This window comes from Kitasatospora sp. NPDC057936 (genome assembly GCF_042887525.1).
Classification (GTDB): Bacteria; Actinomycetota; Actinomycetes; order Streptomycetales; family Streptomycetaceae; genus Kitasatospora.
Window position 1 is genome coordinate 1 of record NZ_JBHVPD010000164.1, and the last position, 13,193, is coordinate 13,193.

General features: G+C 72.7%; 15 protein-coding genes and 1 tRNA gene. 11 read left to right on the forward strand and 5 right to left on the reverse strand.

Annotated elements, in window-relative coordinates; genetic code table 11:
• Positions 1 to 22 precede the first annotated feature (22 nt).
• Positions 23 to 97: transfer RNA gene (locus tag ACFVU9_RS44185), tRNA-Gln, on the forward strand.
• Positions 98 to 219: 122 nt separating this feature from the next.
• On the opposite strand, the gene ACFVU9_RS44190 is transcribed toward ACFVU9_RS44185, so the two are convergent.
• Positions 220 to 933: an IclR family transcriptional regulator gene (locus ACFVU9_RS44190; protein ID WP_030246527.1), complete on the reverse strand. Its 714-nt coding sequence runs from the start codon at positions 931 to 933 to the stop codon at positions 220 to 222.
• 234 nt (positions 934 to 1,167) lie between these two features.
• Here ACFVU9_RS44190 and leuC point away from each other — a divergent pair, with 234 nt between their 5' ends.
• The 4 genes from leuC to ACFVU9_RS44210 all read left to right on the forward strand — a co-directional run bounded on the left by leuC (position 1,168) and on the right by ACFVU9_RS44210 (position 4,563).
• A complete protein-coding gene (gene leuC / locus ACFVU9_RS44195; RefSeq protein WP_380445683.1) occupies positions 1,168 to 2,589 on the forward strand; it encodes a 3-isopropylmalate dehydratase large subunit in 1,422 nt (473 codons plus the stop codon).
• A 3-nt stretch (positions 2,590 to 2,592) separates the two neighbouring features.
• Positions 2,593 to 3,189 carry a 3-isopropylmalate dehydratase small subunit gene (leuD, locus tag ACFVU9_RS44200; protein ID WP_380499565.1) on the forward strand — a complete coding sequence of 199 codons (597 nt, stop codon included), beginning with the start codon at positions 2,593 to 2,595 and terminating at the stop codon, positions 3,187 to 3,189.
• A gap of 182 nt (positions 3,190 to 3,371) precedes the next feature.
• On the forward strand, positions 3,372 to 3,719 hold the full coding sequence (locus ACFVU9_RS44205) for a hypothetical protein (protein ID WP_380445681.1): 348 nt from the start codon (positions 3,372 to 3,374) through the stop codon (positions 3,717 to 3,719).
• A 133-nt stretch (positions 3,720 to 3,852) separates the two neighbouring features.
• Positions 3,853 to 4,563, forward strand: coding sequence for an HU family DNA-binding protein (locus tag ACFVU9_RS44210; protein WP_380445680.1), 711 nt, complete (start codon positions 3,853 to 3,855; stop codon positions 4,561 to 4,563).
• 146 nt (positions 4,564 to 4,709) lie between these two features.
• Here the strand turns inward: ACFVU9_RS44210 and ACFVU9_RS44215 are convergent, their stop codons facing one another.
• Both ACFVU9_RS44215 and cofC read right to left on the reverse strand, forming a co-directional pair.
• Complete coding sequence (locus ACFVU9_RS44215) at positions 4,710 to 4,931, reverse strand: hypothetical protein (protein ID WP_380499568.1); 222 nt, start codon at positions 4,929 to 4,931, stop codon at positions 4,710 to 4,712.
• A gap of 57 nt (positions 4,932 to 4,988) precedes the next feature.
• Complete coding sequence (gene cofC, locus ACFVU9_RS44220) at positions 4,989 to 5,672, reverse strand: 2-phospho-L-lactate guanylyltransferase (protein ID WP_380445678.1); 684 nt, start codon at positions 5,670 to 5,672, stop codon at positions 4,989 to 4,991.
• A gap of 229 nt (positions 5,673 to 5,901) precedes the next feature.
• On the opposite strand from cofC, the gene ACFVU9_RS44225 reads away from it, so the two are divergent.
• The 3 genes from ACFVU9_RS44225 to ACFVU9_RS44235 all read left to right on the forward strand — a co-directional run bounded on the left by ACFVU9_RS44225 (position 5,902) and on the right by ACFVU9_RS44235 (position 8,940).
• On the forward strand, positions 5,902 to 6,726 hold the full coding sequence (locus ACFVU9_RS44225) for a lysophospholipid acyltransferase family protein (RefSeq protein WP_387603531.1): 825 nt from the start codon (positions 5,902 to 5,904) through the stop codon (positions 6,724 to 6,726).
• Entirely contained in the window at positions 6,723 to 7,724 is a 1,002-nt protein-coding gene (locus tag ACFVU9_RS44230; RefSeq protein WP_380445675.1) for an NAD(P)H-dependent glycerol-3-phosphate dehydrogenase, read from the forward strand. The genes ACFVU9_RS44225 and ACFVU9_RS44230 overlap by 4 nt, the downstream gene beginning before the upstream one ends.
• A gap of 70 nt (positions 7,725 to 7,794) precedes the next feature.
• Positions 7,795 to 8,940, forward strand: a complete 1,146-nt coding sequence (locus tag ACFVU9_RS44235) for a D-alanine--D-alanine ligase family protein (RefSeq protein ID WP_380445674.1) — start codon at positions 7,795 to 7,797, stop codon at positions 8,938 to 8,940.
• A 73-nt stretch (positions 8,941 to 9,013) separates the two neighbouring features.
• Here the strand turns inward: ACFVU9_RS44235 and ACFVU9_RS44240 are convergent, their stop codons facing one another.
• Together ACFVU9_RS44240 and ACFVU9_RS44245 are read right to left on the reverse strand one after the other, a co-directional pair.
• Positions 9,014 to 9,529: a DUF3515 family protein gene (locus ACFVU9_RS44240; RefSeq protein ID WP_380499578.1), complete on the reverse strand. Its 516-nt coding sequence runs from the start codon at positions 9,527 to 9,529 to the stop codon at positions 9,014 to 9,016.
• A gap of 20 nt (positions 9,530 to 9,549) precedes the next feature.
• Positions 9,550 to 9,783 (reverse strand): Lrp/AsnC family transcriptional regulator, encoded by a 234-nt coding sequence (locus tag ACFVU9_RS44245; protein ID WP_218205768.1) that lies wholly within the window; start codon positions 9,781 to 9,783, stop codon positions 9,550 to 9,552.
• 243 nt (positions 9,784 to 10,026) lie between these two features.
• On the opposite strand from ACFVU9_RS44245, the gene ACFVU9_RS44250 reads away from it, so the two are divergent.
• The 3 genes from ACFVU9_RS44250 to thiD all read left to right on the forward strand — a co-directional run bounded on the left by ACFVU9_RS44250 (position 10,027) and on the right by thiD (position 13,038).
• Complete coding sequence (locus ACFVU9_RS44250) at positions 10,027 to 10,992, forward strand: thiamine-phosphate kinase (protein ID WP_380445672.1); 966 nt, start codon at positions 10,027 to 10,029, stop codon at positions 10,990 to 10,992.
• Between the two features lie 169 nt (positions 10,993 to 11,161).
• The gene (locus ACFVU9_RS44255) at positions 11,162 to 12,187 is read left to right on the forward strand and encodes an ATP-dependent 6-phosphofructokinase (RefSeq protein ID WP_380445671.1); all 1,026 of its coding nucleotides are present in this window, start codon (positions 11,162 to 11,164) and stop codon (positions 12,185 to 12,187) included.
• 23 nt (positions 12,188 to 12,210) lie between these two features.
• A complete protein-coding gene (thiD, locus tag ACFVU9_RS44260) occupies positions 12,211 to 13,038 on the forward strand; it encodes a bifunctional hydroxymethylpyrimidine kinase/phosphomethylpyrimidine kinase (RefSeq protein WP_380445670.1) in 828 nt (275 codons plus the stop codon).
• Positions 13,039 to 13,193 lie beyond the last annotated feature (155 nt).

Consider the following 13,193-nt stretch of genomic DNA (forward strand, 5'->3'; position numbering starts at 1 on the left):
TCCGACGAGGGTTCAACTCTGGTGGGGTATGGTGTAATTGGCAGCACGAGTGATTCTGGTTCATTTAGTCTAGGTTCGAGTCCTGGTACCCCAGCCAGAAAAGGAAGGCCCCGGTTTCCCGGGGTCTTTTTCGTTTTGTCCCCGCAGTACCGCATGGAAAAGCCCGGCGGGCCCCGATCACTTTCGATCGGGGCCCGCCGGGCTTTTCCGCGTGGTGTGTCAGCTGCGCCGCAGGGCCTCGGTGAGCCGGTTCGCGGCTTCGATGATGGCCTGGGCGTGCAGCCGGCCCGGGTGACGGGTCAGGCGCTCGATCGGGCCGGAGACGGAGACGGCGGCCACGACGCGGTTGGAGGGGCCGCGGACGGGCGCGGAGACGGACGCGACGCCCGGCTCCCGCTCGCCGATCGACTGGGCCCAGCCGCGGCGCCGGACGCCGCTCAGCGCGGTCGCGGTGAAGCGGGCGCCCTGGAGGCCGCGGTGCAGCCGCTCGGGCTCCTCCCAGGCCAGCAGGACCTGGGCGGCCGAGCCGGCCTTCATCGGCAGGGTGCTGCCGACCGGGACGGTGTCCCGCAGACCGGAGAGCCGCTCGGCGGCGGCTACGCAGATCCGCATCTCGCCCTGCCGGCGGTAGAGCTGTGCGCTCTCGCCGGTGACGTCGCGCAGGTGGGTCAGGACCGGGCCCGCGGTGGCGAGCAGCCGGTCCTCGCCCGCCGCGGCGGAGAGTTCGGAGAGACGGGGGCCGAGGATGAAACGCCCCTGCATGTCCCTGGTGACCAGACGGTGGTGTTCGAGTGCGACGGCGAGTCGGTGGGCCGTGGGGCGCGCCAGACCGGTGGCGGCGACCAGCCCCGCCAACGTGGCGGGGCCCGACTCCAGTGCGCTGAGCACCAGAGCGGCCTTGTCGAGAACGCCGACGCCGCTAGTGTTGTCCATGCCCTAAGACTGCAGTCTCATTCCGCGAGACGCAAGTTCAATCTCGCCGGAAAAGCGCCACTCTGGATGCAGCAGCCCGGGAGACACCCAGGATGGGGCCTCGACAGAGTGTCCGCATCGTGGACACCGATCCGGCGTGCAGGTCGCGCGAAGCGCTCCGCACCATGGGCGGCGACAGCTTTGACCTCGACGACACCGAGAAGGCCGGCAACGCGGCCGGCTGGAGGGAACCCGATGGGACGGACACTCGCAGAGAAGGTCTGGGACGACCACGTCGTGCGGCGCGCGGAGGGTGAGCCCGACCTGCTCTTCATCGACCTGCACCTGCTCCACGAGGTCACCAGCCCGCAGGCCTTCGACGGCCTGCGGCTGGCCGGCCGCCCGGTCCGCCGCACCGATCTGACGATCGCCACCGAGGACCACAACACCCCGACCCTGGACATCGACAAGCCGATCGCCGACCCGGTCTCCAAGGTCCAGCTGGAGACGCTGCGCCGCAACGCCGCCGAGTTCGGCGTCCGGATCCACTCGCTGGGCGACGTCGAGCAGGGCGTCGTCCACGTCGTCGGCCCGCAGCTCGGCCTGACCCAGCCCGGCATGACCGTGGTCTGCGGCGACTCCCACACCTCCACCCACGGCGCCTTCGGCGCACTGGCGTTCGGCATCGGCACCAGCCAGGTCGAACACGTGCTGGCCACCCAGACGCTGCCGCTCGCGCCGTTCCGCACCATGGCGATCACCGTCGAGGGCGAGCTGCCCGAGGGCGTCACCGCCAAGGACCTGATCCTCGCCGTCATCGCGAAGATCGGCACCGGCGGCGGCCAGGGCTACGTCCTGGAGTACCGCGGTTCGGCGATCCGGAGCCTGTCCATGGAGGCCCGGATGACCATCTGCAACATGTCGATCGAGGCGGGCGCCCGGGCCGGCATGATCGCCCCGGACGAGACCACGTTCGAGTACCTCAAGGGCCGCCCGCACGCCCCCCGGGGCGAGGACTGGGACGCCGCCGTCGCGTACTGGAACACCCTGGGCACCGACGAGGACGCGGTCTTCGACCACGAGATCTTCATCGACGCGAGCGAGCTGACCCCGTTCGTCACCTGGGGCACCAACCCCGGCCAGGGCGCTCCGCTGGGCTCCGCCGTCCCGCACCCCGAGGACTTCGCCGACCCGCAGGAGCGTACCGCCGCCGAGAACGCCCTGAAGTACATGGGCCTGGAGGCCGGCACCCCGCTGCGCGAGGTCAAGGTCGACGCCGTCTTCGTCGGCTCCTGCACCAACGGCCGCATCGAGGACCTGCGCGCCGCCGCCGCCGTCCTGGACGGCCGCCGGATCGCCGACGGCGTACGGATGCTGGTCGTGCCGGGCTCGGTGCGCGTCGCGCTGCAGGCCGTCGAGGAGGGCCTGGACAAGGTGTTCACCGCGGCCGGCGCCGAGTGGCGGCACGCGGGCTGCTCGATGTGCCTGGGCATGAACCCCGACCAGCTCGCCCCCGGCGAGCGCTGCGCCTCCACCTCGAACCGCAACTTCGAGGGCCGGCAGGGCAAGGGCGGCCGCACCCACCTGGTCTCCCCGCAGGTCGCCGCCGCGACCGCCGTCCTGGGCCGGCTGGCCGCCCCGTCCGACCTGACCGCCGACATCGCCGTGGAGGCCTGAGCCATGGAGAAGTTCACCACCCACACCGGCCGGGCCGTCCCGCTGCGCCGCAGCAACGTCGACACCGACCAGATCATCCCCGCCCACTGGCTGAAGAAGGTGACCCGCTCCGGCTTCGAGGACGGGCTGTTCGAGGCCTGGCGCAAGGACGAGTCGTTCATCCTCAACCGGCCGGAGCGCCGGGGCGCCACCGTCCTGGTGGCCGGCCCCGAGTTCGGCACCGGCTCCTCGCGCGAGCACGCCGTCTGGGCGCTGCAGAACTACGGCTTCCACGCCGTCATCTCGTCGCGCTTCGCCGACATCTTCCGTGGGAATTCCCTTAAAAACGGCCTGCTGACGGTCGTCCTGCCGCAGGAGACCGTGGAGCGGCTCTGGGTGCTCACCGAGAGTGACGCCGGTGCCGAGATCACGGTCGACCTGGAGGCCCGCGAGGTCCGGGCCGAGGGCGTCACCGCGCCGTTCGAACTGGACGACAACGTCCGCTGGCGGCTGCTCAACGGGCTGGACGACATCAGCATCACGCTGCAGAACGAGCCCGACATCGCCGCGTTCGAGGCGACCCGCCCGGCCTTCAAGCCCCGTACCCAGCCCGCTGCCTGAGATCCCTTCAGAACAAGCATTCTGACGATCCGCCGGATGGCCCGCCCCCTCCTCGGGGGGGCGGGCCATCCGGCGTTCCGGAGCACGAGTTAGGGCCGCCGGGCCGCCCCCGATTGCCCATTTGGCTTTGCCCGAGAGGGCCCCGCGCATGCACAACTGCGGGTAGATGGCACAATCAGTGCATGCACCGGCACCATGAACCTCCGTACGCGGGCGGCGAACCCGCGCCTTCGGAGTCCACGGGCCGGGGATCCGAACGCCGAATTGACGAGCGGCCGGACGTCGCCTCCGCACCTGCTGAGGGGCCGGACGACCCGGAAGTCGCAGCGCTCTACGCGCTTGTGGCCGAGCGGTTGAAGCAAGCTCACGACCGTGTGCATGCGCTGAACGTGTCTACGGATGCAAAGACCGCTCTCACCCGTCAACTCCTCATCGTCACCGAGGCCGCCAAGCGCGATCTTCCGGAGGCGGCAAGGCGGTTGAGTCGGTTTGTGCATGACCTCGACGAGGGGCGCCCGCCGCTCGGCTGAGGTCGCCGACGCGCAAATCCATTGCGACACTAGGGTGATTCGCGCGTTTGGTAATTGAAAGTCCGCAGATACATACCTAACGTGCGAAAAGAACGGATGGAATCATCCGGCGCCCGTTTCCGAAGGGGAAGACGTGAACAAGGCTCAGCTTGTCGAAGCGGTGGCCGAGCAGCTGGGCGGTCGCAAGGCTGCCGCAGAGGCCGTCGACGCAGTGCTCGACACCATGGTCCGTGCCGTTGTGGCCGGTGACCGGGTTTCGGTCACCGGTTTCGGCACCTTCGAGAAGGTGGAGCGCTCCGCGCGCTTCGCCCGCAACCCGCAGACCGGCGAGAAGGTCAAGGTCAAGAAGACCTCGGTGCCCCGCTTCCGTCCGGGCCAGGGCTTCAAGGACCTGGTCAGCGGCAGCAAGAAGCTGCCGAAGGAAGGCCCCTCGGTGAAGAAGGCCCCCAAGGGCTCCCTCACCCCGGGCAAGAGCGGCGTCGCCGCCACCCCGGCCGCCAAGCGCGCCGCCACCAAGCGCGCCGCCGCCGCTGCCGCCGCGCCGGCCGCCAAGAAGGCCGCCGCCAAGAAGACGGCCACCACGGCCGCCGCCAAGAAGACCACGGCGACCGCCACGAAGAAGACGGCCGCCGCTGCCAAGAAGACGGCCACCACGGCCGCCGCCAAGAAGACCACGGCGACCGCCACGAAGAAGACGGCCGCCGCCAAGAAGACGGTCACCACCGCCGCCGCCAAGAAGACCACCGCGACCGCCAAGAAGGCGACCGCCACGGCCAAGAAGACGGCTCCGGCGAAGAAGACCGCCACCCGCAAGACCACCGCGCGCAAGACCACCGCCAAGTAGTCCCGCGCGGCGTCCTCGGACGGCCTTCGAGAGAAGCCGTGGCGCACCCGTTTCCGCATGACGCGGAGGCCGGGCCGCCACGGCTCTTTCGCGTTGCGGTCCTCTTCCCGCCGGGCGTCCGGCCGGCACCGCCGGCGGGTGGCGGTTCAGCCGTCGGCCGGGTCCGGGAAGGTCTGGAGCGTCAGGAAGACCACGCGGCGCGCCCCGCCGCTGCCCTCGGTGCGGATGCGCACCCGCTGGCCGGGCCGCAGCAGCCGCAGGCCGCCGGCGTCGAAGGCGGCCGCGTCGAACGGCACCGGGGTCCCGTCGTCGAGCAGCACGGAGCCGGCCCGGGTGGCGGGGTCGAAGGTGAACGCGGTGGCCTGCATGCCAGCAGCATAGCGAGCGGGTCCGACAGTCCCGGGCGGCGTCTCGCGGGGCGTGCGTCAGGAACGGCCGATGAGGGCGAACGAGGCGCTCGTGTGGGGGCCGACGCCGAGGGCCAGGGCCTCGCCGAGGTCCGCGCCGGTGTCGACGTCGCGGCGCACCGACTCCACGTCGGCCAGGCCCAGTTCGAGCGCCCCGCCGGCCGCGTGCCGGGCCCGTGAGCCGTCCCCGAACGCGGGGGCGAGCGGGCTGCCGGGGGCACAGGCGAGCAGCGTCGTGCCGAGGCCGGGGGAGTCCGGCAGGAAGGCCCGGCCCCGGGACGGCACCGCGCCCAGCACCCGGGCCAGTTCGGCCGGCCGCAGCGCCGGCAGGTCCGCCGAGAGGGCGGCCAGCGGCGCGTCCGGGGCGAGCGCCAGCGCGGCCGCCGCCCCGTGCGCCAGCGCCCGGTTGAGGCCGCCGCCGGGTTCGTCGGCCACCACCACGGCGCCGAGCGCGGCCAGCCGCGGGCCGGCCGCGGGGTCCCGCGTGACCACCAGGACGCGGGCGACGCCCGGGGTCGCGAGCGCGGCGGTGACGGTGTCGAGCGCGAACGAGAGCGCCAGGTCGGCCCGGTGCGGCCCGGCGTACGGGGCCAGCCGGGACTTGGCGAGGGCGAGCGGTTTGAGCGGCAGCACCAGCGACCAGCCGGCGGTGGGTGCGGCGGGCGCGACGGGCCCGCTGGGGCGTACGGTGTCCTGGGTCATCGGCGTCATTGTGACGCCGGCCCCGGAGCCCCCGCCAGGCCGTCCCAGCTGTGCGGACGTGCGTTTGATCACGACCGCCCGGTGCGCTGGCGCGGTCGCTCGACAGTCGGTGAGCGGGCGGGCGACACTGTTCCGCGCCCGCGATCCGGGCACCGGGCGGCCGGTGCACCGGCGCCGGGAGGCAAGGACCGCGGCACCCCGTGTGCCGCACGGATGAGGAGGACCTGGGGTGGCCCGCCGCTCGCACGCCAAGTTCGGCAACGCCGACTACGGCATCTGGTACCGCTTTGCGGCCGTGCTGGTCAAGCCGGTGACGACCGCGCTGGTGAAGCCCGACTGGCGGGGCTGGGAGCACCTTCCCGACGAAGGTGGATTCATCGCCGCGGTGAACCACAATTCGATCATCGACCCGTTGGTCTACGCGCACTGGCAGTACAACAGCGGCCGCCCGCCGCGGATTCTCGGCAAGTCCTCGCTGTTCTCGATTCCCTTCATCGGATTCATGCTGCGCAAGACCGGCCAGATTCCGGTGTTCCGCGAGTCGACGGACGCCGCACAGGCGTTCCGGGCCGCGATCGACGCCGTCAACAACGGCCAGTGCGTGCAGTTCTACCCCGAGGGCACCCTCACCCGGGACCCGGACCTGTGGCCGATGACCGGCAAGAGCGGCGTCGCCCGGGTCGCGCTGATGACCGGTGCGCCGGTCATCCCGGTCGCGCACTGGGGCGCCCACGAGATCATCCCGCCGTACGGCCGGCCCGGTTACGGGAAGGGCAGGTTCAACCTCTTCCCGCGCCACCGGGTGGTCGTCGCGGCCGGTCCGCCGGTGGACCTGAGCAAGTACCGGGGCATGGAGCTCACCGCCCAGGTGCTGGGCGACGCCACCGAGGACATCATGACGGCGATCACCGCCGTGCTGGCCGGCGTGCGCGGCGAGGAGCCGCCCGCCGAGCGCTACGACATGCGCAGGGCCGCCCGCGAGCGGGCCGCCGCCGCGCTCGCCGAACGCCGCCGCGCCAAGGGCGGCACGAACACCGAGGAGGCCGGTCAGTGACCCGCTGCGCCGTGATGGGGACCGGCTCCTGGGGCACCGCGTTCGCGATGGTGCTGGCCGACGCCGGCAGCGAGGTCGTGCTTTGGGCCCGCCGCCAGGAGCTGGCGGACGCGGTCAACAGCACGCACGAGAACCCGGACTACCTCCCGGGCGTGCGCCTGCCCGACTCCGTCCGCGCCACCACCGACCCCGCCGAGGCGCTGGCCGGCGCCGACTTCGCCGTCCTCGTGGTGCCCTCGCAGACGCTGCGCGACAACCTGGCCGCCTGGGCGCCGCTGATCGAGCCGCAGACCGTCCTGGTCAGCCTCATGAAGGGCATCGAACTCGGCACCGCGAAGCGGATGAGCGAGGTCATCGACGAGGTCGCCAAGGTCGGCCGGGAGCGGGTCGCGGTGGTCAGCGGGCCCAACCTGGCCAAGGAGATCGCCAACCGCCAGCCCGCCGCCAGCGTCGTCGCCTGCAGCGACGAGGCGGTCGCCAAGCGGCTCCAGGCGGCCTGCCACACGCCGTACTTCCGCCCGTACACCAACACCGACGTGGTGGGCTGCGAACTCGGCGGCGCGGTCAAGAACGTGATCGGCCTCGCGGTCGGCATGGCCGCGGGCATGGGGCTCGGCGACAACACCAAGGCGACGCTGATCACCCGCGGGCTGGCCGAGACCACCCGGCTCGGCGAGGCGCTCGGCGCCGACCCGCACACGTTCGCGGGCCTCGCCGGGATGGGCGACCTGGTCGCCACCTGCTCCTCGCCGCTGTCGCGCAACAACACCTTCGGCATGAACCTGGGCCGGGGCATGTCCCTCGCCGAGACGATCGCGGCGACCAAGCAGACCGCCGAGGGCGTCAAGTCCTGCGAGTCGGTGCTCGACCTCGCGCGGCGCAGCGGCGTCGACATGCCGATCGTCGAGGCCGTCGTGGACGTGGTGCACAACGGCAGGCCCACCCAGGAGGCGCTGCAGACGCTCATGTCCCGCTCCGCGAAGGCGGAACGGCGCTGACGGCCGGGCGGCGGCGTGGCGGGGCGGCTAACTTTCCGGAAACACGTCGCACGGTAGTCTCAAACGCGATATGAGCATCGAACAGTCCTCCCCGAACCCGTCCGCCCCGAAGCCCCGCGTCGCGCTGGTGTTCGGCGGGCGCAGCTCCGAGCACGCCATCTCGGTCTCCACCGCGGGCAGCGTGCTCAGGGCGATCGACCGCGACAAGTACGACGTGCTGCCGATCGGCATCACGCACGAGGGCCGCTGGGCGCTGACCAGCGACGAGCCGGCCCGGATGGCCATCACCGACGGCAGGCTGCCGGACGTGGCGCACGTCGCCGAGTCCGTGGACGGGCAGGTCGCGCTGCCGGTCTCGCCGGGCAGCCGCGAGGTCCTCCTCAGCGAGCCGGGAGGCGCCCCCAAGGCGCTCGGCGAGGTCGACGTGGTGTTCCCGCTGCTGCACGGCCCCTGGGGTGAGGACGGCACCCTGCAGGGCCTGCTGGAGCTCTCCGGGGTCCCGTACGTGGGCAACGGCGTGTTCGCCAGCGCGGCCGGCATGGACAAGGAGTTCGCCAAGCGGATCCTCGCCTCGCACGGCCTGAACGTCGGCCGCTACACCATCGTGAACCGGCGCGACTGGGAGACCGAGGAGGGCCGCGCGGCCGTGCGCGAGCGGGTGGCCGAGCTCGGCCTGCCGCTCTTCGTCAAGCCCTGCCGGGCCGGCTCCAGCATCGGCATCACCAAGGTCAAGGACCTGGCCGAGCTGGACGCCGCGATCGAGGAGGCCCGCCGGCACGACCCCAAGCTGATCATCGAGGCCGGGGTGACCGGCCGCGAGATCGAGTGCGGCGTGCTGGAGTTCGAGGACGGCCCGCGGGCCAGCGTGCCCGGCGAGATCATGGTCGGCGGCGACTACGAGTTCTACGACTTCGAGGCCAAGTACATCGACTCCTCGGACGTCCGGATCCCGGCGGAGCTGTCGGCGGACGAGACCGCCGAGATCCGTCGCCAGGCGGTGGCCGCGTTCGAGGCCTTCGGCTGCGAGGGCCTCGCCCGGGTGGACTTCTTCCTGCTGGAGGACGGCACCTGGATGATCAACGAGATCAACACGATGCCCGGCTTCACCCCGATCTCGGCCTACCCGAAGATGTGGGAGGCCACCGGGGTCGCGTACCCGGAGCTCATCGACCGGCTGCTCCAGGCGGCGCTGCGGCGCTCGACCGGGCTGCGCTAGTCGCCCGCGCGGGAACGGAGGGCGGGCCGGGAAGCTCCCGGCCCGCCCTCCGTCGGTCGTTCGTCCGTTCCGGTCAGCCGGGGACGTTCGCCTTGACGGCCGCGGTGACCGCCGAAGCGGGGTCCAGCGGGCTGTCGTAGACGTTGGCGGGGGAGATCACCTCGACGTACGCGGCGCGCATCGTCGTGACGAAGCGGTAGCTCCCGTCGTCCAGCTTCTGCGACCACCACGTGACGTCGTCGAGCGTCGGCGACATGTCCATGGCGTGCGGGCCGTCGAGCTCCTCGGGCCGGTCGATGCCGCACCGCAGCACCGTCCGGGGCGAGGTGTCCCAGACCGCGACGTACGGCGAGGACGGCGACGGGTCCTTGCGGGCGTGCCCGAGCAGCTCCTGCGGCAGCGCGGCGGCCAGGTTCCGGCAGTAGCCGGCCGCCTTGCCGGTCGGCGTCGGCACCTCGATGTCCGCCGGCCCGCTCCAACTGCCGAGCAGCACCACGACGGTGCAGGTCAGCGCGACGGGCACGGCGAGCCAGCGGACCGGCGCGGGCAGGGCCGCGAGGACGCGGGGGACGCGGAGTTCTCTGGGCACCAGCCGATCGTAGCCGCGCCTTACAGGTGGACCACCGGACAGGTCAGGGTGCGGGTGATGCCCTCCACCTGCTGGACCTTGGCCACGACCAGACGGCCGAGGTCGTCCACGGTGTCGGCCTCGGCCCGGACGATGACGTCGTAGGGGCCGGTGACGTCCTCGGCGGTGAGCACGCCGGGGATCTTGGAGATCGACTCGGCCACGGCGGTGGCCTTGCCGACCTCGGTCTGGATCAGGATGTACGCCTGTACCACGGGGGCCTCCCGGCGGCCGGTTGGGGGGGATCGCCGCCGTGCTCGCCCGGAGGGACGTCGGGTGGGAAACGGGCTCACCGGCAGTCTGATCACCACGCTACCGCGCTGCGGGCCGGGGAGGGGAGACCTCTGCACCCCGGGAGGGCGTACGCTGCGCGCGGGGGGAGCGACGGGGGACCGGATCCGGATGGCAGCGCGATCCGGACGGCAGCACGATTCGGATTGAGTGCGAGAGGACGGCAGATGCAGGGGACCGTGGGCGAGCTCGGCGAGTTCGGCCTCATCAGGGAGCTGACCGCCCGGGTACCGCTCACCGACGCGGTCGACCTCGGCCCGGGCGACGACGCGGCGGTGGTGAAGGCCCCGGACGGCCGGGTGGTGGCCACCACGGACGTCCTGATCGAGAACCGGCACTTCCGCCGGGACTGGTCCACCGCCTACGACGTCGGCCGCAAGGCCGCCGCCCAGAACCTCGCCGACGTGGCCGCGATGGGCGCGGTGCCGACCGCGATACTGCTGGGCCTGGTCGCCCCCGCCGACCTGCCCACCACGTGGGCCACCGAGCTGATGGACGGGCTGCGCGACGAGTGCCAGGTGGCCGGCGCGACCGTGGTCGGCGGCGACGTGGTGCGCGGCGACACCGTCATGCTCGCCATCACGGCGCTCGGGGACCTCCAGGGGCGCGCGGCCGTGCTGCGCTCCGGCGCGCAGGTGGGCGACGTGGTCGCGGTGACCGGCTGGCTGGGCTGGTCCGCCGCCGGCCTGACGGTGCTCCAGCGCGGCTTCCGTTCCCCGCGCGCCTTCGTCGAGGCGCACCGCCGCCCCGAGCCGCCGTACCACGCCGGCCCGGCCGCGGCCGAGTTGGGCGCGACCTCGATGATCGACGTGAGTGATGGGCTGGTCGCCGACCTCGGGCACGTGGCCCGCGCCAGCGACGTGGACATCGACCTGTTGGCCGCCGACTTCGACGTCCCGGCGCAGATGGCCGACATCGGCCAGGCCGTCGGGGTGGACCCGCTGGTCTGGGTGCTGTCCGGCGGCGAGGACCACGCGATCGTGGCGACCTTCCCGCGCGGGATCCAACTCCCGGCCCGCTGGCGGGTGGTGGGCGAGGTGACCGGCCGGCCCCGGGGCACCCGCGGCGGCCGGGTGACGGTCGACGGCGCGCCCTGGGACCGGGTCGGCGGCTGGGACCACTTCGCCGAGTGACGTACGCGGTACGGCTGATGGCGCTCGGACACGCGTACGGAACGTCACGCTCCCGGGTGCCGCGGACGGGATTCGCGCGCCGGTTCTGCGTAGGCTTGCGAGGGATCGAGCCCGCCCGCCCTCCGGGCGCGGGTGGTCCGAACCACTGCGAGCGGAGAACGCACCAACCATGCGCATCGGTGTTCTGACCAGCGGCGGCGACTGCCCCGGCCTCAACGCGGTGATCCGCTCCGTGGTGCACCGGGGCACGGATGTGCACGGTGACGAGATCGTCGGGATCCTGGACGGCTTCCTCGGTCTGATCGAGGGGCGCACCCGTCCGGTCTCGCACGACGACGTCACCGGACTGCTCACCCTCGGCGGCACCATCCTCGGTTCGGCCCGGGTCCGGCGCGAGCGGATCGCCTGGGCGGTGGAGAACGCCAAGACGCTGGCCCGGGACATCGGCATCGACGCGCTGATCGCGATCGGCGGCGAGGGCACGCTGACCGCCGCCAAGCTGTTCAGCGAGGCCGGACTGCCGGTGGTCGGGGTGCCGAAGACCATCGACAACGACATCGACGCCACCGACGTCACCTTCGGCTTCGACACCGCGGTGCACGTCGCGACCGAGGCGATCGACCGGCTGAAGACCACCGCCGAGTCCCACCAGCGCGTCATGGTGGTCGAGTTGATGGGCCGGCACACCGGCTGGATCACGCTCACCGCGGGCATGGCCGGCGGCGCCCACGGCATCCTGATCCCGGAGAAGCCGTTCGACATCGAGGCGGTGGCCCGGATGGTCGAGGACCGCTTCGCGCGCGGCAAGAAGTTCGCCATCATCGCCGTCGCCGAGGGCGCCGCCCCGATGCCCGGCACGATGCGCTTCGACCACGGCGAGGTCGACCAGTTCGGGCACCGGACGTTCGGCGGGATCGGCAACCGGCTCGCCAACGAGCTGGAGAACCTGCTCGGCAAGGAGGCCCGCCCGGTCATCCTCGGCCACACCCAGCGCGGCGGCACCCCGACCGCGCGGGACCGGGTGCTCGCGACCAGGTTCGGATGGCACGCGGTGGAGGCGGTGCACGCGGGCGCGTTCGGCCACTTCACGGCGCTGCGCGGGAACGCCATCGAGCTGCGGCCGGTCGCGGACGCGGTGACCAGGCTGAAGACGGTGCCGGAGGACCGCTGGGCGGAATCGGAAGCCGTGCTCTGAGCGGTCGCGGGTAGGTTGGGGGCATGGTTTCGACTGCACCTCCCCGCGTGGCTCCTTCCCACGCGGCTCCTCCCCGCGTGCTCACCGTCGCCGGCTCCGACTCCGGCGGCGGCGCCGGCATCCAGGCCGACCTCAAGGCCATGCTCGCCCTCGGCGTCCACGGCATGAGCGTGATCACCGCCGTCACCGCGCAGAACTCGCTCGGCGTCCAGGGCTACTGGGAACTGCCCGCCGAGGCCGTCCGGGCCCAGTTCCGCAGCGTGGTGGACGACATCGGCGTGCAGGCCGTGAAGACCGGGATGCTCGCGTCGATCGAGCTCGTCGAGACCGTCTCGGACCTGCTGGCCGGGGTGGACGCCCCGGTGGTCGTCGACCCGGTCGGCGTCTCCAAGCACGGGGACGCGCTGCTCGCCGCCGAGGCCGTCGCGACCGTCCGCGAGAAGCTGCTGCCGGTGGCCACCCTGGCCACGCCCAACCTGCACGAGGTGACGCAGCTCACCGGCCGCACCGTCGAGGACGAGGGGCAGATGCTGGACGCCGCCAAGGCGCTGCTCGACCTCGGGCCGCGCTGGGTCCTGGTCAAGGGCGGACACCTGGCGGGCGAGGCCGCCGACCTGCTGTACGGCGGGCCGGGGGAGGAGCACTGGTACCGGGCGCCGCGCTACGACAACCGGCACACCCACGGCACCGGCTGCACGCTGGCCAGCGCGATCGCCGCCGGACTCGCCAAGGGCGAGCCGCTGCCGGAGGCCGTCGGCTCGGCCAAGGAGTACATCACCGGCGCGATCGCGGGCGGCTTCGCCCTCGGCGCCGGGATCGGCCCGGTCGACCACGCCTGGCGCTGGCGCTGACGAACGCCGGTGGGCGGGCCCCGTCGGGACCCGCCCACCGCCGCGGCGCCTCCGGGAGGCCCCGGTGCGCCCGGAAAAAAACAGTGGAGGCGGTCCATCCGAGGATGGGCGGGCGCCCCGGGGGGGGCGGGCAGGCGGGGGGGGCGGGGGGCGGG

Bases quoted from the DNA above. Each gene is read 5' to 3' on its own strand.
- ACFVU9_RS44190 (WP_030246527.1), bottom strand. From the start codon at position 933: ATGGACAACACTAGCGGCGTCGGCGTTCTCGACAAGGCCGCTCTGGTG.
- leuC (WP_380445683.1), top strand. From the start codon at position 1,168: ATGGGACGGACACTCGCAGAGAAGGTCTGGGACGACCACGTCGTGCGG.
- leuD (WP_380499565.1), top strand. From the start codon at position 2,593: ATGGAGAAGTTCACCACCCACACCGGCCGGGCCGTCCCGCTGCGCCGC.
- ACFVU9_RS44205 (WP_380445681.1), top strand. From the start codon at position 3,372: ATGCACCGGCACCATGAACCTCCGTACGCGGGCGGCGAACCCGCGCCT.
- ACFVU9_RS44215 (WP_380499568.1), bottom strand. From the start codon at position 4,931: ATGCAGGCCACCGCGTTCACCTTCGACCCCGCCACCCGGGCCGGCTCC.
- cofC (WP_380445678.1), bottom strand. From the start codon at position 5,672: ATGACCCAGGACACCGTACGCCCCAGCGGGCCCGTCGCGCCCGCCGCA.
- ACFVU9_RS44235 (WP_380445674.1), top strand. From the start codon at position 7,795: ATGAGCATCGAACAGTCCTCCCCGAACCCGTCCGCCCCGAAGCCCCGC.
- ACFVU9_RS44250 (WP_380445672.1), top strand. From the start codon at position 10,027: ATGCAGGGGACCGTGGGCGAGCTCGGCGAGTTCGGCCTCATCAGGGAG.
- ACFVU9_RS44255 (WP_380445671.1), top strand. From the start codon at position 11,162: ATGCGCATCGGTGTTCTGACCAGCGGCGGCGACTGCCCCGGCCTCAAC.
- thiD (WP_380445670.1), top strand. From the start codon at position 12,211: ATGGTTTCGACTGCACCTCCCCGCGTGGCTCCTTCCCACGCGGCTCCT.